Raw genomic sequence first — 16,352 nt, 5'->3', positions numbered from 1 at the left:
CCATTGCTGTTCGAAGGACAACGACCGAACGAAAGCTGCCGGTAGTGAAAGTCCACTATCGACTCATACTGTTTTAAACCGCTGATCTTGAACTGCTCGGCGGTGTTTTCACACAGCCTGGGTCGGTAGCGACCGGAAGAAATCCCTGGTTTTCCCCCCGATTGGGTTGCTATGGATGACCTGAAACAGCCCCGTATTTTTGGCTGACTTCGGCGCCCGCCGATTTCTGAAAGCGATCACCTGAGCAAAACACACTGTGTGAAGTAATGCGGGGCGGGCTTTCGCCGGTGCCACGTTTTTATTTCCCGATGGGTTGCTCGTACCGACGCTGGATGCGCTCCAACTCGCCAGAATGGCGCAGCTGCTCCAGGGCGCTGGCCCACGCGGCTACCCGTTCGTCTTCACAGTCGAGGCTGAAGGCAATGTACAGCGATGAACGGTAAAGCTCGATGGGAATCTGTCGCAGCGTGCCGGGGGCGATGTTCAACTGGCGGCTGTAGTAAGCCACCCCCGCATCGGTGTCGCCGACGATGATGTCGGTGCGCCCGGCGAGCAGCATGCGGTAGAGCTGCTGGCTCTCGGTTGCACTTCTGTCCAGGTTGTTGAAACCCAGCGACCGCAGCATCTCGGGCACCAGGCCGGCATGTCGGGTGGTGATCTGCGGGACCCGCAGCAGTTGTTCCAAGGAGTTCACCGGCGACGCTTTGGCCGACTGATAGGGGTGAATGGACTCTTCCACGATCGGTCCGACCCACTTGTACAACGGCTCGCGCTCCGCCGTGCGGAACAGGGAGTACATGATAGTCTTGCGCCGGGTCTTCAATGCCTGGGTGGTTCGCATACTGGGCTGCAGTAGTACCTCAAAGTCATCCCCGGTCAGCGCCATGATGGCCCGAACGATCTCCGTGGTCATGCCGGTGAGCTGATTGTTCTCCAGGTAGTTGTACGGTGCCCACTCTTCGGTAACGACCTGATACTGCTCTGCCCTGACAACAGTGCCGAGCAATAGACAGAGCAGTGCTGCAGTAGGTGTCGAAAGTTTCACGTGTTCCTCTGATTGGCTGCTCGGTGTTTATGGGTGGACCTGATTAGAAGGGCAAGATAAGCATAGACCCGAACACGCGTCTATCGGCTGGTGCTGTCCCGTAGGCCTCCACGCGAAGCTTGGAGAAGATTCTACCAACGTCATCAATCTCTATCATTTTGACAAGCGCCCCCTATGCGCCCGTTTCGGGTCGCCCCAAGAAGTAACCTTCGACATTTTCTATGGAAAGGGCTTCAAGCAGCACCTGTTCCAGGATGGCAAAGAAACATTTGATGTGGGCCTGTTTCAATGCCTGAGGCCGGGTCACCAGATAGACTTCCATATCTGGAAGTTGGAGTTCCGGGAACAACCCGATCAGGTCCTTCGCCAGAATACGGGGCAGTACTGCCACACCCATGCCTCGCCTCACCGACTCGAGCTGAGCCGCGAATGAGTTCACGCTGATCTGCGCGCGTTCCAGCCCCGCGGCCTTTGCCGCACGCATTTGCGGCAACATGTCCAGCGGAGGAAGCAAGGCAATATTGACCGCAGTGGCCGGAGTCACCCCTGGAAACCGCTTCAGATAACCTGCATCGGCGAAGACACCGTAGGCGAGCCTGCCGATGGGTCGATAAATCAGCGACGGCTCGCCCAGATGAGCTGTGCGCACGGCAATGTCTGCCACGCCGCGGACGATCTTGTGGAAGTCGGCTGTTACCAGCAACTCCACCGAGCAACGCGGGTGAAGAGAGGTGAAGCGACTCGCGGCCTCCAGTACGTAAGACGAAAATCCCTCTCCTGCGCTGACCAGGACACTGCCCAATAGCTCTGTATGTAACCCGGAGATGCCAGCAACGGTTTGACGCCTCAAGCCCGCTTCCGCAGCTTGGGCAACTTCCACGAGGGATTGGCCCCGCGAGGTCAACCAGCATCCTTCAACGCCCCGCTCGACGAGTGGCTCGCCCAGGGCGCCCTCAAGTTGGGTCAACCGGCGAGACACCGTAGACGCCGCGATACCCAGCAACTGACCCGCTTGAAGAAAGCTGCCACGCCGCGAGACGGCCAACAGCAGACGAAGATCGTCCCAATTTGCTTGCAACGCCATGCTTCATATCTTCCCTGGTCTGCATATATGCAAAGCCATTATGCAGTAGTCGCTGTTTTTCGAAAGAGGCCTCAAAGGTATATCTACAGGCCTTCGAAACGAATGGAATGGAACGGAGTGTATGACTACTGGCCCCAACGACTTTGCGGAACGCGCCGCCAGCGCCTTCAATCGCCGTGATGTGGAGGCGATGCTTGCGCTGGTTTGCGAAGACTTCATCTACTTCGATGGGATGGGGATGCAAACCGGTCGCGAATCCATGCGCAAGCGAGAAACCGCATTACTCGAAGCGTTCCCAGATGCCCAGCTAACCTTCAGCCCCTTTGCCGTTGCTGACGATCGTTTAGCACTGACCGCCTTCCTGACCGGCACCTTCACCGCACCATTGGTGATGCCGGACCGGGTGATTCCACCCCATGGCCGCCACATTGCCGTGTACTACGCCGCACATTTCACCTTCAAAGACGGGCTGGCCATCCATGAAGAGGCCTTCTTCGACAGTGCGGTGTTGATGTCATTTTTTAGCCGATCAGGCTGAGGGTTAAGCAATGCAAAGTGTATTCGTTACTGGCGCAACCGGCTTGTTGGGCAACAACCTGGTGCGTGAATTGATCGCTCATGGCTGCGTGGTCAAAGCCCTGGTCCGTTCAAGAGCCAAAGGTGAACAGCAGCTCAACCATTTGCCGGGTGTGGAACTGGTGGTGGGTGACATGGCCGATGTCGACGCGTTCGCAGAGTCGATGCGAGGCTGCGATACGGTGTTTCACACCGCAGCGTTCTTTCGCGACAATTACAAGGGCGGCAACCACTGGGAGGCGCTCGAAAAAATTAATGTGTCTGGTACGCGGCGCTTGCTTGAGCAGGCCTACCGCGCCGGTGTACGCCGGTTCATCCATACGTCTTCCATTGCCGTGCTCGACGGCGCTCCCGGCACGTCAATTGATGAAACTTGCCTACGGGCCGAGGCTGACGCAGATGACTATTACCGTAGCAAGATCCTCGCCGACCGTGTCGTCTTGTCATTCCTGGAACGCCATCCCGATATGCATGCCTGCATGGTCCTGCCTGGCTGGATGTGGGGGCCTGCCGACATTGGCCCGACCTCCTCGGGACAGTTGGTCAACGACGTCGTACGCGGCAAATTGCCCGGGCTGATCCCCGGTAGCTTCTCCGTTGTCGATGCCCGCGATGTGGCATTGGCGCAGATTGCCGCAGCCAGACATGGGCGGCGAGGTGAACGCTATCTCGCGGCGGGCCGGAATATGACAATGCGTGAGCTGGTGCCTGTTCTTGGGCGTATAGCAGGCGTCAAGACACCCGTTCGACAACTACCGCTGCCCTTGCTATACACCTTGGCGGCTGTGCAGGAGCTCTATGCGCGTATTACCGGCAAGCCCATTCTGCTGAGCCTGGCCACGTTGCGCCTGTTGGTACGAGAGAAGGACCGCACCTGTTTCAACCACAGCAAGAGTGAACGAGAGCTTGACCTGAGTTTCCGGGCGCTAGAGCTGACAATCACCGACACCGTGGCGTGGTACCACGATCACGGTTGGTTTGAAACACATCAGTACAAGGACGTAAACATACTTTGAGCAGGAAAATAATCCTGATGCGTCACGGCCAGCCAAAGCTGGTCGCAACCGAAAAAATGTCAGCGCTCGATATGAAAGACTGGATCGAACACTACAACCGGTCCGAAATTATCAACCAACCCGTTCCTGATGCCAGCATGCAGCTCGCCACAGCCGCCACGGTGATTGTCTCAAGCAACGCGCCTCGTGCGCTGACCTCCGTCCGGGCTCTGGGCCTGAACCCAGCCCTTGTCGACGCGCTTTTCTGTGAAGCGCAACTGCCTTATGGTCACTGGAAATGGCCAAGGCTATCGCCGTTTACCTGGGCATTTCTCCTTCGAGTCTTATGGTTGTGCGGATACTCACGCAGCGTTGAATCCGTCGGCACTGCAAGAATGCGCGCCAGCACGGCAGCTCAACGGCTTCAGTCCCTTGCCAGCGAAGGACCGGTTCTGCTGCTCGGTCATGGCTTTATGAATCGAATGATCGCCAAACAACTGGTGGCGGATGGATGGATCCGCCAAACACGTAACGGCAGCCGGTATTGGAGTGCGACGGTGTATCAATATGGCGGTGTTTAACGCAGGTCTGCCCTGGGCAACCAAGATAAATTTCGTCGTAAGGAGCACCCCACCTGCGCGCTGCTCATCGCGCCCTCCCCTCTGGGCCTGACTAGCAGTAGACACCCTCCTCAGAATTGAGAAGGCAACCGCTCATTCCGTCTTGGCTGATCTTTTGGCCTTTCGCCCCCCCAAAAGCCTCCGTTCGAAATCGGCAGGTTTTGTCCCAGAGTGTGTAAAAACGTCTTAGCGAACACTTGCTATGATTTCTGAGGATTTCATCGCAAGGATCGCCCATGAAGCGCTTTATCCAAGGTGAACATCGAGGCCAAGGCACCTTACTTCCCGAGAGCCTCGACGACTACGTCAGCGATACCAATCCGGTGCGCGTAGTCGACGTCTTTGTCGACGAACTCGATCTGGTCAATCTGGGTTTTGAAGGTGCCATTCCAGCCGATACTGGCCGGCCTGCTTACCATCCCGCGATCCTGCTGAAGATCTACATCTACGGCTATCTCAACCGCATCCAGTCGAGCCGACGTTTGGAGCGAGAAGCTCAGCGCAACCTCGAACTGATGTGGTTGACCGGGCGTTTGATGCCGAACTTCAAGACCATCGCCAACTTCCGAAAAGACAACAGCAAGGCCGTCCGAGGCGTCTGTCGCCAGTTCGTCGTGCTGTGTCAGCAATTGGGACTGTTCGGAGAACATCTGGACCCCGAGCACAGAACGACGAGTTCGACGCTGGGAACATGAAGACGTATTGGAGGAGATGCAGCTTCGGCTGAGCAAAGCGCCAGAGATGATGCGAGTCCGAAAACGGACAGTTGAACATCCCTTCGGGGCGCTCAAACAATGGATGGGTGCGACGCACTTTCTGACGCGAAAGCTGGTCGGGGTGAGTACGGAGATGAGCTTGAATGTGCTCGCCTACAACTTGAAACGGGTCATGAAAATCATCGGCACCCATCACTTGATGAAAGCGCTAACAGCCTAAAAACCGGCCTGTTTTTACGTGTCCCGATGATCTGGCACGTTGCTGGGCCGGTTAGCTCATCAGGAATGGGACATCGTGCCTTGATCAGGCTACTAAGCCGGACAGTCGCTCAGCCTTGAAGATCGAAACGGGACCTAGCGTTTTTACACACTCCGGGCCAAAAGCAGCCAGTCGGATGTGTCTGGATAATCAGGGGCGATTCAGTTCGCGAATTGGAGAGTTCGATTACCACGTTCCTGGCATTGCGAAATGCGCAGCCAACCCGCTATGTGTGGAATGCGAAGGGAGAGGATATCTTGAACAAGATACAGCGAGCCCGTAAGGCAATGGCCTCACAGGCTGGCGGGTAAGTTATTTTCAAAACAGCACACTAGCGAAAACTTTTAAGCACGACCGAATGGGGGTGTCATGCCATGAAGGCGCGAATTGATAGCGCCGTTGTTGCTGTAGGAGCATAATGGCATATCGAATAAACCTAACTTAAGGAGAGAGTTTTTGGCAATCCGTGTAATGCTGGATCGGCTGTAATGTTCGTAGTTAAACACCGTATCGCTGCGGAAACTCTAGCCAATCAGATTGACGTCCCGATCGAAAACATTCTTGGCCTTGCCGCACATGAGAGTCAATACGGGAAAGGTCGGTTCGCTACCGAGGGCAACAATTTTTTCTCGATGCACGCGCCAGCGCCTTTACAGACCGGCACGATAACGGCATTGGGCGATCCAAAAATGAAAGTTGCTGCTTTCGCCTCATTCTTACAGTCAGGGCAGTCTTTTTGGGCGCGAGTTGGGAGTGCAGTACGCGGTAAAAAAGATCCGGGCGAGTTTAGCAGAGCCCTTGTTACAAGCCACTTCAACACAGGCGATGCGAAGACGGGCGGGCGCTTTGGGTATGCGAAACTTGTGGAAGACGCAATTGGTATGGTGAAAGCGAGAATGCAATGCGGTACATAAGTCGGCTGCAAGCATTGGTGGTTGCTGCTGCCCTGTTGGCCTGTTCGTCCGTGCTTGCGGAATCACTCAACGCAAAGAACATTCGGCCTTCCGGCTTGACAGCGGATCAAGCCAAGCAGGTTCTGCTTGTGGTACTGAAACACCAGCACTACAAGATGTCAAACCCGGATATGTGGATTGACGGTCCATGGCAGGGCGAAGAGAAAGGGACTCTGTTTCGTGCGGGATACTATGACTTCGGTTTGGTGTTCAATAACCCAAAAGGCGCGGCGTCCAATGTACTGGGCCATTTCGCGGTTAACATCTTAACCGGTGATGTGTGGGAAACCGAAAGCTGCGAACGCTTCAGTTCCGCCACCTTATCGGGAATTCAAAAACGCATTTCCGTGCAGACTGGCAAAAAACTCGCTAACGAAGAGGTGGCACGCAGCGAGATAGGCTGCGAGTAGCTGACTACCTTTTTTGATTGGGTGATAGCCGGCGATGATTTCAGCGGAGAGCGCAGCCAGTGAGTATTTGCCCAGGTGCTCGATGAACTTCTTGGCTTTCGAGGTTTCGCCACGCTGAGTGGTGGGCTTCTGGGTTGGGGTAATTGAGGGCTGCTTCCAGCGTCATGCACTCGGAGCCGCTGCGCTGTGTGTACGCACCTCTGACCATTTCGTCTTCGGTACGCCGAGACCAGTCCTCCGCATCACTCTTGGTACGGAAGGTTTTAGCCACGGTTGGCCAGCCAGTTTTGCGAGCCAGAGCCTTCCTGGTGTCTGACGGAGTTTTGACGAGAGTTGCCATGAGAGGGTGCTCCTAGGCGGCTGGCGAGCAAGCACTGTGCCTAATTGAGCCCCTAGGACCGCATCCGCGGTGGCCGATCCAAAAACACGAAAGCCGCGCAATGCGCGGCTTTGAGTTTGGTGGGCCCACACGATAAGCGTCTGCCCAAGTCACCTTGCGTGACTCAGCCCCCCCTGAGTCGGCAACCAGAAGTCGAAGGTCAGTCAGCGCTGTGACATACGCAACATATCTTGTTGCCGTCGGGGTCTCTGATGTAAGCACCGTAATAATCCGGAGAGTACTGAGGACGCAGCCCTGGTGCGCCTTCGTCTGATGCCCCGTTAGCCATAGCGATCACGTAGAAGTCATCAACCTGCGCCCGCGTTTGGGCTTCGAACGCAACCATCGACCCGTTACCTGGTGTCGCGCGTTCGCCATTTAGAGGGCTATAGATGCAGAACGCCGTACCTGAGTCAGTCGTGCTTTGGGTGAATAGAGCGCGTTCAGGATTGTGCTTGAGGGCAAGCAACGTGATGCCTAGCGGTGTAAGTAGCCGCCCATAGAAGTTTGTGGCGCTGGCGAGGTCGTTGGTGCCGATTGTGACATGGCTGTACATGAGGCGCTCCGATGGGATTAGGGTATGCGTCCACCCAACTTAACTTGTGTAAGCAGGTAGCGCGTCAGCGCTACCCAGAGTTTAAGGCTGAATCGGCAATCGGCCGATTCTGTTGAAAAAGTCGGCCATGGTTTGCGCATCAGAAAAGTACGCGTCCGAGATTGAAATCTTTACTTTTGGCAGAGGCTTCCGGCTCGGATTTCACGTAGCAGCGTGCAAAAAAGGCGTTTTCACCAGTCAATGATCAGGCAGTTTGGGCAGACCGACTTTTTCAATAGAATCGGCCAGAAGCAGTCAATCGCTAAAACTCCAGCGCCCCAAATGGGCCGCTTTTTCTGCAGCTCTGCACGACTGGATAGCTAAGCGGCGCGAACACGCGTCGAATACCTAAAATCCTTTAATCGTCTCACACCATGAACAAGACACGGAGAGCCCGATGGAGTAGCGCAAACACATTTGCGGCACAGACGAGATCAGAGCTCACGTTCAGGACGGTAGCGAGCTTAAGTACTGGGCACAAAAAATGTGTGGTTTCCAAGAATGAGATACGATCAGCCGTCAAGGAGGCTGGCGAGTCGCTTACCGCAGTCCAGCGGCAGATCAAGCTAATCCAGCCCGCATGAGAAAGCAGTCCGGCCGAGCGTCGGGATTCGCTACCTGAAGTCCTCTCGCCCATCGTCATTCGCCTCCTGCTACGCTCTCACTTAGCGCCCCTAAGCAGCTCACGTCATCGTTGGGTCGCCTGGAGCCTAAAATGAAATGCGCATTTCTGACGTTTATAGCCCTACTCACCTGCTCATCGGCAATGGCATCACCGCCAGATGGTGAAAAACTTTTTCAAGATAACTGCATTGTTTGTCACGGGCCTCGAGGCGCGGGAGGATCGGCACCTAAGCTGGCCGGAGATGCCAGTGAGTGGAAATCAAAAGTTTTTGAGCGAGCCGTGCTGAGCGGAATCGACGACCATGGGAAGCCTCTGAAGGCGCCAATGCCGCATTGGGCTAGCGCTAGCTTCAAATCTGACAACGGTGTAAAGCCAGGCAAACTTGAAATTGATGCAATTCAGAAATACCTGCATCAGCAAAAGTAGTGTGTTTGCTTCGACCAAATGCTTTCATTTCGGCGACATGCTTTTCACGCAGTGTTCACAGAATGGAGCGCAGATTACCCCTGCTCCTTTGAAGAATTCCCATTTGGCCCGCCCGCGTGCGGGCCATTTTTTTGGCTGCTACGCTTTCCTAATTCAAAGGAGAAGTGGCCATGCCTGACGTCTATGTTTCGCATCTTCGGCAGCTTCATCGACGCTGAGCAGAAAGAGTGGTTGGCATCCCACAAACCTAAACGCGCCCAAGGCATCTAGTAGTACGGATGGAGCTGGGCTACGTTAGGTCGGGAGGCTACCTGTTATGGAGGGCTGCTTTGGGGCGTCCTCTGCCGGTGCTGTTTACTGAGCGTTGAAGTCCGATGCAACCGCTGGGTTAGTTAAATGCGAACGGGTGGTCAAGTGCAATTGATCATTAAGCGATGGCCTCAAGAAGGCATGTTGCCGGACGCTTACAATATTCATGACTGCCTAACGTTTAGGTTAAGGAACCGCGGTACGCGGCCCCAGAGAGCGAAGCGAACGGCTTGAACCGCTTGTTATACGTTAACCCTGTAACTCAAGGTTGCCTCATCGCCTGTGATCCCTCGGAATCCCCAGCAATGACTTGGCTGCTCAAATATTGTGATTTCAACGTCAACCGGATTTATAGCCAAGTTTCGCTCAAAGGCTGTAAATATTTGCTTTATGAGCTTCTTTTTTGTTTCTTCCGTTCGCCCAGAAATCATGCTTATTTCGATTACTGTGTATTTTTCAGATCTACCGCCGGGGTAATAAAAATTAGTTTTATCTAGCGGGACGAAACGGTGAGCACGCTTGTCTTCGGGTAACCCAAGAACAGTAGTCATGCAATTATGTAGCACATCGGACATCTGTTCTTTTTTGGCATTTAAATTGTAGTCAATTCCATAGATGGTGATCATTGCGATTCCTTGCAAGTGTATAACTACTATTAGGTGACATGCCATGTCACGATTCTTGTCGCGATGGTGTGTCGTATAACGTTCCTTGTCGTCCTGTAAGTCCTTCTCTAGCTTAGAGGTGGTCGCGGTAAATGCGACATTGCTCAGGGAGAAACGCGACATGGATGACGGTAAGCCCTGCTGCCCTCTAGAGTCGAAAGCAGCATCCGTGACACTACTCATTTGCCATCACCGTGTCCACTGTCCACTTTAGGCTATAGCGGACACTCAGAGCGTCCAAAATTAACCACTAAATAATACCTTTCCCTTCCGGTATCAGGGCGACTGTCTTGGCTAATTTCAAGAGGTTTGATCCGCAAGACGCTCTTGAATGAGCGGTTACCCAGGCACGCTCGGCACATTAAGCCCGACTTTCACACGGTCCAGCGCCACGATTGTCTTGAACCAGGTAACGTTGGAGTTTTCGGCAAACAATCGCCGCGCCAAAGCCTGGTATTCCTTCATGCTGGCAACGGTTAACACCAGGACGAAATCCACTTCGCCGGTGACGTAGTAGCACTGCTGAACTTCGGGCACCGCGAAGTGTGCCTTCATCGCCTCCAGCGCCTCGATGCTAGTGCGCTCTGCCATCACTTCCACAATGATCGTGATCGGCCGTCCTACGGCGGTGGGATCCACGATGGCTACGTTGCCCGTGATGACTCCCCCCTCTTCCATTCGCTTGATGCGGCGCTGAACGGCGGCCGTGGAAAGATTGACCTGCTCGGCCATAAGGCGCAGCGGCATAGTGTTGTCGCGCTGAACGAGGTCCAAGATGGCACGGTCGAATTTGTCCAACGATTCAGGTGCAGCGTCGTTTTTTGCCATGGTAAACCCGTGAGAAATTTTCTCGAAAACTATCAGAAAACTGCGCCCCTTTATCTAGCCAAGAGAAATATTATCTTGCCAGCAGTCTGCGTACGCAGCCTTAGTCGGGAACACACACAGGATATTATTGGCATGCTCGCACTGTTCCATCTTTCCCCTGTCCTGTTGGTTACAGCCATGCTCGTCGTGCTGCGCCGGCCACCCGTTCACGCCGCCATTGCTGGCACTCTATTAGTCATGGTGCTCTGGCTCGCTGGTGCTGCCGACGCGTGGCGCCTAGGCAGTATGGTGGCCGCCGCTCAAGATACGGCCGTGCTGTTTGCAAGTACGGCTTTCGTGATCGTTCCAGGTCTGGTCTTCGTGATTTTTATCGAACGCATGGGCGTCAACCTGGCGCTTAGCCAATGGGTGCGGTCACTGGGGCTTGGACGCGGCGATCAAGTAGTGTTTATCGTCCTTGGACTGGCACCGTTGCTCGAAGCGATGACCGGCTTCGGCGTGTCGTTGATCGCTACGGTGCCCCTGCTGCTCAGTCTCTTCGAACGTCGGGTCGCGCTACGAATAGCACTGACCGGCATGGCAATCATGCCCTGGGGAACGCTGGGCTTGGCATCTGTCATTGGTGCTTCGTTGGTTCACCTGGACGCACCCGCGCTGGCATCGACCTCGGCACTGACCAGCGCACCGGTTTTTTTGGCCCTCAGTGCAATCGCGCTATATCTTGCAGGCGTTCGTGACTCGCGGGAATGGAGGGCGTTGGGCGCTTTCTGGCTGCTGTTTGTGGGCGTGCTTTACAGTGCTAGTCGGTGGATGGGGCCGGAAGTGGCCGGCGTTGCCGCGGGCCTGGTGACGGCAGCAGCGGTACTCTCTGCTGGGCTGTGGCGCCTGCGCCGCAACGATAGCGAGCGCAGTGCGGTGCAATGGCCGCGTCAGGCATGGCCATATCTGGTTCTGATTGTCTACATTGTCGCGTTGAAGATGGTGTGGACGATCACCTCTTGGCAGGATCACTGGGTTGTACAGGGCGCCCAGGTCACCTGGAAGCCACTCGCCTCACCAGGCCTGGCACTGGTTCTGGTGCTGATCGGGCTAGGGTTTCACACGCGCAACACAAAACGCCAGACAGCACTCGACGTCAGCATGCCTGCTGCGCTGGTGGCGCGGGCGAAGCGGCCATTGTTGACCATTTTCTTCTTTCTCGCGATGTCGCAGATGATGGTGAAGGCCGGCTTCCTCGCGGGTTTGATGCAACTGCTGGCGGGCCTGTCGCCCACCGCCGCGACGTCGCTGGTTGCCATGTTTGGCGCGCTGTCAGGCTACATGACCGGGTCGAATGTTGGCGGCAATGCGATCTTCATGCCGGCCATCGCGATGTTGCCCGAATCCTCTCGCCTATTGTTGGCTGCCGTCCAAAACAGCTCGGCAGGGCATGCAGCGCTGGGCTCGCTGTCGGTTGTCATGCTGATCCTGGGACTTGCTAAAACCCAGGCCAAGGAGGAAGGCGAACTGGTAAGGTTTGGCTTCATGCTGGTCTGTCTCAATACCGCGTTAGTCGCGTTGGGCGCAGCGTTGCTGAGTGGATGGTTTGGATAGCATGGTATTGGCAGATGGGCCCTCCAATGAGCAACGTGCGACTTAGCGACTGCAATGACCACTACGGGCCGATTTCTGCCCCTCGTGACAGGCAGAAATCGGTCAAAAGCGGCACTCGGGCAAACGATAAGTGCAGCATATTCTGCATTAACTAAAGTTCGGCTCGGTCAACACGTTGCGCCCTGACTGGCGCAATCGCATGCGAAAAAGATAATCACGAAGATTTGATGTTTTTCTCAGCCATTGCGCACTTTCGGGCACGCGTTCCAAATAATCGAGCATGGGCGTCAGGATGGCATCCGCCATGCTGTAGTTCGCCTCGCAGAAAAATTGCTGCCCGTCCAATTGCTTCGCCAACAGCCCAAGTGTTTGGATTGCCAATGGCTCGGCGGTAGCCACAGCTTCTCTATCGATATGACGTGATGGCTGCGCGGGTGAAACCAGCAATAAAAGATAACGACGTATCAGTCGATCATCGGCATACATCGCCAAAGCAGCGGACCACTGATCGACCTTTACCTTCTGGGCCAAGTCAGCGGGCCTTAGAGAAATATGCGCAAAGGCTTCATCCAGGTAGCGGCAAATAGTGGTTGTTTCAATTACGCTGCGTTCTCCATGCAGCAATACCGGGACCTTGCCAAAAGGATGCAGTGCCTTGTGTTCAGGGTTGTGGAGCGTGATCGTTTTACCATTCACGTGCATCCCGTGTGTGTGTGTGTGTGTAATCTAGCGCTTTCTCTTCGCAGTAAAGTCTGACACTACGTACGAAGGTACTAAATCCAGGTCCCAGTATGTGCAATCTCATGTGTAGTTCCTTGAGGGAAGAGTCGGCAATTCTGGTCGGTATGACTTTATGTTCAAGAACATAAAGTCCCGTTTTGTCATACTCCATCTCACGCTTTACGTACGCGTCCGGGCATCCCGTCTTGCGCAACTAAACCGGTCGCCAGTTATGCGGCAGCAGCTGCGCAATATCACTTGTCCGTTGCGTCGGGAGGCCTCTCACGATTAGTACCCCGCACCTTGCGGTGCCTCGTTACATTGTCAAAGGCGCTCTTGATTCAGCCTTCTAGATTCACCCGGTGACACGGGTGGATCCCTTGTAAGTGGGAACAACTTCTGTATGCGAATTCGTGTCGCACTCCGCCCAATTATTGTCAATGGGTACCCCGTCATCGAGATAGCGCGATAGCGCCGTCCAGCGTTCAGGCTGTAATCCTGTGCTTTAAAACAAGGCGCCTCGCCCAGCCATTTCCGCAATTGGACGCCCGGAATGGAGAAGATGCCCAGCAATGCCGGGGGCAAGTTGGTTACCAGCAAGGTCGAGGTAAACCCCCAGCTCCAGCGTCGCCCGCAGCGGCCCAACGGTGGCGAAGATCAGGCGCAAATGCCGGCCCACAGCAGCCATTGTTGGGACACCAGCGCAGCCGCGGCGCTCGTAGCACCGGCGATGTCGGGAATGCTTATGGCTTTCCTGTTCATAGCGCCTCCAGTTCAACCATGACCAGGCCTTTTAGCCTCCCGGCGCATGCTTCCTGCAGGGCATACGGAGCGTTATCCAGGCCCTTTATCGTGGTGTGCGGCAGCCCAATGAGGCCCTCGCGCTGCCAGGTATCCACTTGCCGCAACCATGCATCGAACAGGGTCGGGGCGTGCTCGTCAGCGCTGAAACCGCGCACCGTCACACCTTTGAGAATGAGCTGGAAAGTGTCCACTTCCACCAACGCCTTCAGCGTCGCGTTGCGCGGGTTCAATTCAGCCGTCAGCGCACCGAGCAGCACGCAGCGTGCGCCCTCTCGGGTCTGTTCGATGGCCGCCGCCAGTTGCTCGCCGCCGACCATGTCGACGATCACGTCGATACCGTCTGGGGCAGCCGCCGCCAGCTGTTCGCGGATCGAGCCGCCATCCCGGGTCACCACCGCATCGTAGCCCAGTTCGGTCTGCATCCACTGCGCCTTCTCCTGGCCGCTGGTACTGCCGATAACGCGCGTGGCCCCGAGCAACCGTGCGATCTGCCCGGCCATCGAACCAATGGCGCCAGCACCGCTGGTGACGAACACCGTGTCGCCCGGACGCACCTGCACGCATTGCGTCAGTGCTGCGTAAGCGGTCCAACCGTGCCCCAACCAGGCAGCGGGGTCGACGGTCGGCGTGTTCACGACCTTGCATTGCGTGGCCGGCACCACCGCGTACTCCCGCCAGCCCAGCGGGTGCATGACCAGACTGCCGACTCGCAGATCGCAGCCGCGGCCTGCCTGCACCACCTCGCCGATGGCCCCGTCCGCCAGGGTGTCACCGGGTTTGAGCGGCGGGAAGGGAATACCCTTGACCTCTTCGGCACCCTGCTCTGCCATCAGGCGCGTTGAAATGGATACCCGAAACCAGCGGTTGCGCACCAACACTTCACCTGGGCCTGGAGCGGCGGCGGTAGTTTCTACGATGGCAAAATGTTTGGCCTTCAATTCCCCGGTAGTGTGGTCAATCAAAATGACCTCACGGGAAAGGCATATTTCTTCAGACATCGTTGATTTCCTTATTTCACTGTGTAGACACCTCGCCAGATGTGGCGAGGGAGGCTCGCTTGTGCCGGAGCCACTATAGGAAATAAACACGGATATATTTCATTCGATTCTTAGGCGATCCGGATTCTCTCTTTGGCATTTCGGATCCTGTATCCCACAATTGAGCCGACGGAATTAGAAAGGAGTCTCTATGAGCTATCGCTTCACGGCCGCGGACCGGTCGGCGCCCACCCGAGTGGGCCAAACACCCTGGTTGCGCTCACAGCTTCCAGAAGAACTGGGCACTTGCTTCACCGACCAATTGCTGTTCGAGGATGGCCTATCGGTGGTCTATTCCAACTACCACCCGCGCCATCACCTGGTGGAAACCAGCACCCAGGAAAGGCAACGCGCCCTGACCGTGGCCATCGCCTTAGACGGCCGGTCGAGCAGCACCGCCTCCAATGGCCAACGGTTCGACTTCGTCTCTGGGCATAGCACTATCGCAGCCTACGGCTGCTTGCACGGCGAGCGCCATTATCCGGCCAACCAGGCGATTCGCCAGGTGCGCCTGATCGCCCAAGAAGCGCTGCTGCATAAATACGGCCTGATGGGCCTGCTCGAGGGCGGCGCCAAAGGACAATCGACCCATCACCTATTCTGTGGCAAACATGGTGCGGCGACGCAACGGCTGGCCGAATCGTTGATCCACCTGCATGACCACGCCGGCAGCCTACTGGACACCCACATTACCGCGCTCGGGCTGCTGTCTGAGCAAATCAGCCCATTCACCCCGCAGCAACCGACGACGACCATGGCCCATGCACAGAACCAGGACATCATGATGCGCGCCCGGGGCATCATGATGAGCCAGTACGACCGCCCTCTCACCGTCGGTTACCTGTGCACGGCCGTCGGTACCAACGAGTTCAAGCTCAAACAGGGCTTCCGTACCCTGTTCGGGACCAGCCCGCACCGCATGCTTACCGATATCCGCATGGCCAAGGCCTGGGAACTGCTGGAAACCGGACTCCAGGTGTCCACGGTGGCCTATAAGGTCGGTTTCCAGCACCTGTCGAGTTTCAGCTCGGCGTTCGAGCGGTACTACGGACGCACGGCGAAATCGGTGGCGGGGCCGAAGGTCAACGGCAAAGAATGACAGGCTATGGAGTAGGCGAAATGCGCGCCGTTTTCGTCTAGAAATGCCGCAAACGCGGGGGGCGCGATACTGGAAGAGGCTGGTAAAGACGGTTTGCAGCAGGTGGTGAAAGACTATCTCCGTATGGACCATCGGGATGCAAGCCGCATGCACTGTCCGTTAGCCTTCATGGTCAATGATGCTGCTCAGCAGGACGGAGCCATCCAGGAGAGCTACACCCAAGTGCTCGCAGCTTTCGTCACACGTCTAGAGTCCGGGCTGAAATCGACGACAGAGGCGGATACACGCCAGCATGCTCTGCAAATTGCCGTAGGGATGATTGGGGGCTTGGCACTAGCTCAAGCTGTGGCCGATGACCAATTGGCGCAAGAAATTCTCACAGCCTGCCAACAGGGATGTTTGCAGCTCGTAGAGCTATGACATGCCTTAGCAAGCAACGAAACGGCCGCATTGGGTCGCACGCGACCCCACGTCAGAGGCAAAAATCGGCCGATTCTGTTGAAAAAGTCGGTTCGCCCAAAACGCTCGAATATTGATGGGTGAAAACACCTCTTTTGCACGCTGCTACGTCAAATCTGAGTCCAATCTCTTCTGCGCAAAACACGGACTTCAAT

16 protein-coding genes and 4 pseudogenes are annotated in these 16,352 nt (G+C 55.9%); 11 read left to right on the top strand and 9 right to left on the bottom strand.

Features of this window, described 5'->3' with window-relative positions:
* Positions 1–298: 298 nt before the first annotated feature.
* On the bottom strand, positions 299–1,045 hold the full coding sequence (locus tag AACY49_RS28570; RefSeq protein WP_339527551.1) for a substrate-binding periplasmic protein: 747 nt from the start codon (positions 1,043–1,045) through the stop codon (positions 299–301).
* A gap of 172 nt (positions 1,046–1,217) precedes the next feature.
* The gene (locus AACY49_RS28565) at positions 1,218–2,129 is read right to left on the bottom strand and encodes a LysR family transcriptional regulator (protein WP_258696278.1); all 912 of its coding nucleotides are present in this window, start codon (positions 2,127–2,129) and stop codon (positions 1,218–1,220) included.
* A 121-nt stretch (positions 2,130–2,250) separates the two neighbouring features.
* Between AACY49_RS28565 and AACY49_RS28560 the strand changes: the two genes are divergently transcribed.
* From AACY49_RS28560 to AACY49_RS28530, 7 genes and pseudogenes are all read left to right on the top strand, one after another.
* Entirely contained in the window at positions 2,251–2,667 is a 417-nt protein-coding gene (locus AACY49_RS28560) for an ester cyclase (RefSeq protein ID WP_339527550.1), read from the top strand.
* Positions 2,668–2,677: 10 nt separating this feature from the next.
* Positions 2,678–3,721: an SDR family oxidoreductase gene (locus tag AACY49_RS28555; RefSeq protein ID WP_258696280.1), complete on the top strand. Its 1,044-nt coding sequence runs from the start codon at positions 2,678–2,680 to the stop codon at positions 3,719–3,721.
* 17 nt (positions 3,722–3,738) lie between these two features.
* Positions 3,739–4,281, top strand: coding sequence for a histidine phosphatase family protein (locus AACY49_RS28550; RefSeq protein WP_339527549.1), 543 nt, complete (start codon positions 3,739–3,741; stop codon positions 4,279–4,281).
* 275 nt (positions 4,282–4,556) lie between these two features.
* Positions 4,557–5,256 (top strand): annotated as a pseudogene (locus AACY49_RS28545) (transposase).
* A gap of 200 nt (positions 5,257–5,456) precedes the next feature.
* Positions 5,457–5,606, top strand: a pseudogene (locus AACY49_RS28540) (IS630 family transposase); the annotation flags it as partial.
* Between the two features lie 177 nt (positions 5,607–5,783).
* Entirely contained in the window at positions 5,784–6,209 is a 426-nt protein-coding gene (locus tag AACY49_RS28535) for a glucosaminidase domain-containing protein (protein WP_320390989.1), read from the top strand.
* On the top strand, positions 6,197–6,658 hold the full coding sequence (locus AACY49_RS28530; RefSeq protein WP_145014429.1) for a hypothetical protein: 462 nt from the start codon (positions 6,197–6,199) through the stop codon (positions 6,656–6,658). Before AACY49_RS28535 ends, AACY49_RS28530 begins: the two co-directional genes overlap by 13 nt.
* A gap of 24 nt (positions 6,659–6,682) precedes the next feature.
* On the opposite strand, the pseudogene AACY49_RS28525 reads toward AACY49_RS28530, so the two are convergent.
* Both AACY49_RS28525 and AACY49_RS28520 read right to left on the bottom strand, forming a co-directional pair.
* Positions 6,683–6,998: pseudogene (locus AACY49_RS28525) on the bottom strand (site-specific integrase); the annotation flags it as partial.
* Between the two features lie 199 nt (positions 6,999–7,197).
* Positions 7,198–7,593 carry a VOC family protein gene (locus AACY49_RS28520; protein WP_320390990.1) on the bottom strand — a complete coding sequence of 132 codons (396 nt, stop codon included), beginning with the start codon at positions 7,591–7,593 and terminating at the stop codon, positions 7,198–7,200.
* Between the two features lie 754 nt (positions 7,594–8,347).
* Here AACY49_RS28520 and AACY49_RS28515 point away from each other — a divergent pair.
* Positions 8,348–8,683 carry a c-type cytochrome gene (locus AACY49_RS28515; protein WP_320390991.1) on the top strand — a complete coding sequence of 112 codons (336 nt, stop codon included), beginning with the start codon at positions 8,348–8,350 and terminating at the stop codon, positions 8,681–8,683.
* 551 nt (positions 8,684–9,234) lie between these two features.
* On the opposite strand, the gene AACY49_RS28510 is transcribed toward AACY49_RS28515, so the two are convergent.
* Both AACY49_RS28510 and AACY49_RS28505 read right to left on the bottom strand, forming a co-directional pair.
* A complete protein-coding gene (locus AACY49_RS28510; RefSeq protein ID WP_258696302.1) occupies positions 9,235–9,618 on the bottom strand; it encodes a tautomerase family protein in 384 nt (127 codons plus the stop codon).
* 378 nt (positions 9,619–9,996) lie between these two features.
* On the bottom strand, positions 9,997–10,485 hold the full coding sequence (locus tag AACY49_RS28505) for an Lrp/AsnC family transcriptional regulator (protein WP_154980336.1): 489 nt from the start codon (positions 10,483–10,485) through the stop codon (positions 9,997–9,999).
* Between the two features lie 132 nt (positions 10,486–10,617).
* Between AACY49_RS28505 and AACY49_RS28500 the strand changes: the two genes are divergently transcribed.
* Complete coding sequence (locus AACY49_RS28500) at positions 10,618–12,078, top strand: L-lactate permease (RefSeq protein WP_320390993.1); 1,461 nt, start codon at positions 10,618–10,620, stop codon at positions 12,076–12,078.
* A 147-nt stretch (positions 12,079–12,225) separates the two neighbouring features.
* On the opposite strand, the gene AACY49_RS28495 is transcribed toward AACY49_RS28500, so the two are convergent.
* From AACY49_RS28495 to AACY49_RS28490, 3 genes and pseudogenes are all read right to left on the bottom strand, one after another.
* Complete coding sequence (locus tag AACY49_RS28495) at positions 12,226–12,774, bottom strand: glutathione S-transferase family protein (protein ID WP_339527548.1); 549 nt, start codon at positions 12,772–12,774, stop codon at positions 12,226–12,228.
* Between the two features lie 445 nt (positions 12,775–13,219).
* A pseudogene (locus AACY49_RS32010) lies at positions 13,220–13,305 on the bottom strand (IS66 family transposase); the annotation flags it as partial.
* 251 nt (positions 13,306–13,556) lie between these two features.
* Entirely contained in the window at positions 13,557–14,600 is a 1,044-nt protein-coding gene (locus tag AACY49_RS28490; protein ID WP_339527547.1) for an MDR family NADP-dependent oxidoreductase, read from the bottom strand.
* A 190-nt stretch (positions 14,601–14,790) separates the two neighbouring features.
* On the opposite strand from AACY49_RS28490, the gene AACY49_RS28485 reads away from it, so the two are divergent.
* Positions 14,791–15,738 (top strand): helix-turn-helix transcriptional regulator, encoded by a 948-nt coding sequence (locus AACY49_RS28485; RefSeq protein ID WP_258616003.1) that lies wholly within the window; start codon positions 14,791–14,793, stop codon positions 15,736–15,738.
* Positions 15,739–15,831: 93 nt separating this feature from the next.
* On the top strand, positions 15,832–16,158 hold the full coding sequence (locus AACY49_RS28480; protein ID WP_339527546.1) for a hypothetical protein: 327 nt from the start codon (positions 15,832–15,834) through the stop codon (positions 16,156–16,158).
* The last annotated feature ends 194 nt before the right edge of the window (positions 16,159–16,352 follow it).

Origin of the sequence: Pseudomonas sp. EL_65y_Pfl2_R96 (assembly GCF_963970905.1) — a bacterium.
Classification (GTDB): domain Bacteria; phylum Pseudomonadota; class Gammaproteobacteria; order Pseudomonadales; family Pseudomonadaceae; genus Aquipseudomonas.
The sequence above is the reverse complement of the archived record's forward strand: the minus strand, read 5'-3'. Positions and strand labels throughout refer to the sequence as shown.

Coding starts and splice junctions, on each gene's coding strand:
- AACY49_RS28565 (WP_258696278.1), bottom strand. CDS start 2,129: ATGGCGTTGCAAGCAAATTGGGACGATCTTCGTCTGCTGTTGGCCGTC.
- AACY49_RS28485 (WP_258616003.1), top strand. CDS start 14,791: ATGAGCTATCGCTTCACGGCCGCGGACCGGTCGGCGCCCACCCGAGTG.
- AACY49_RS28500 (WP_320390993.1), top strand. CDS start 10,618: ATGCTCGCACTGTTCCATCTTTCCCCTGTCCTGTTGGTTACAGCCATG.
- AACY49_RS28490 (WP_339527547.1), bottom strand. CDS start 14,600: ATGTCTGAAGAAATATGCCTTTCCCGTGAGGTCATTTTGATTGACCAC.
- AACY49_RS28535 (WP_320390989.1), top strand. CDS start 5,784: ATGTTCGTAGTTAAACACCGTATCGCTGCGGAAACTCTAGCCAATCAG.
- AACY49_RS28510 (WP_258696302.1), bottom strand. CDS start 9,618: ATGATCACCATCTATGGAATTGACTACAATTTAAATGCCAAAAAAGAA.
- AACY49_RS28550 (WP_339527549.1), top strand. CDS start 3,739: ATGCGTCACGGCCAGCCAAAGCTGGTCGCAACCGAAAAAATGTCAGCG.
- AACY49_RS28560 (WP_339527550.1), top strand. CDS start 2,251: ATGACTACTGGCCCCAACGACTTTGCGGAACGCGCCGCCAGCGCCTTC.
- AACY49_RS28555 (WP_258696280.1), top strand. CDS start 2,678: ATGCAAAGTGTATTCGTTACTGGCGCAACCGGCTTGTTGGGCAACAAC.
- AACY49_RS28530 (WP_145014429.1), top strand. CDS start 6,197: ATGCGGTACATAAGTCGGCTGCAAGCATTGGTGGTTGCTGCTGCCCTG.
- AACY49_RS28505 (WP_154980336.1), bottom strand. CDS start 10,485: ATGGCAAAAAACGACGCTGCACCTGAATCGTTGGACAAATTCGACCGT.
- AACY49_RS28520 (WP_320390990.1), bottom strand. CDS start 7,593: ATGTACAGCCATGTCACAATCGGCACCAACGACCTCGCCAGCGCCACA.
- AACY49_RS28515 (WP_320390991.1), top strand. CDS start 8,348: ATGAAATGCGCATTTCTGACGTTTATAGCCCTACTCACCTGCTCATCG.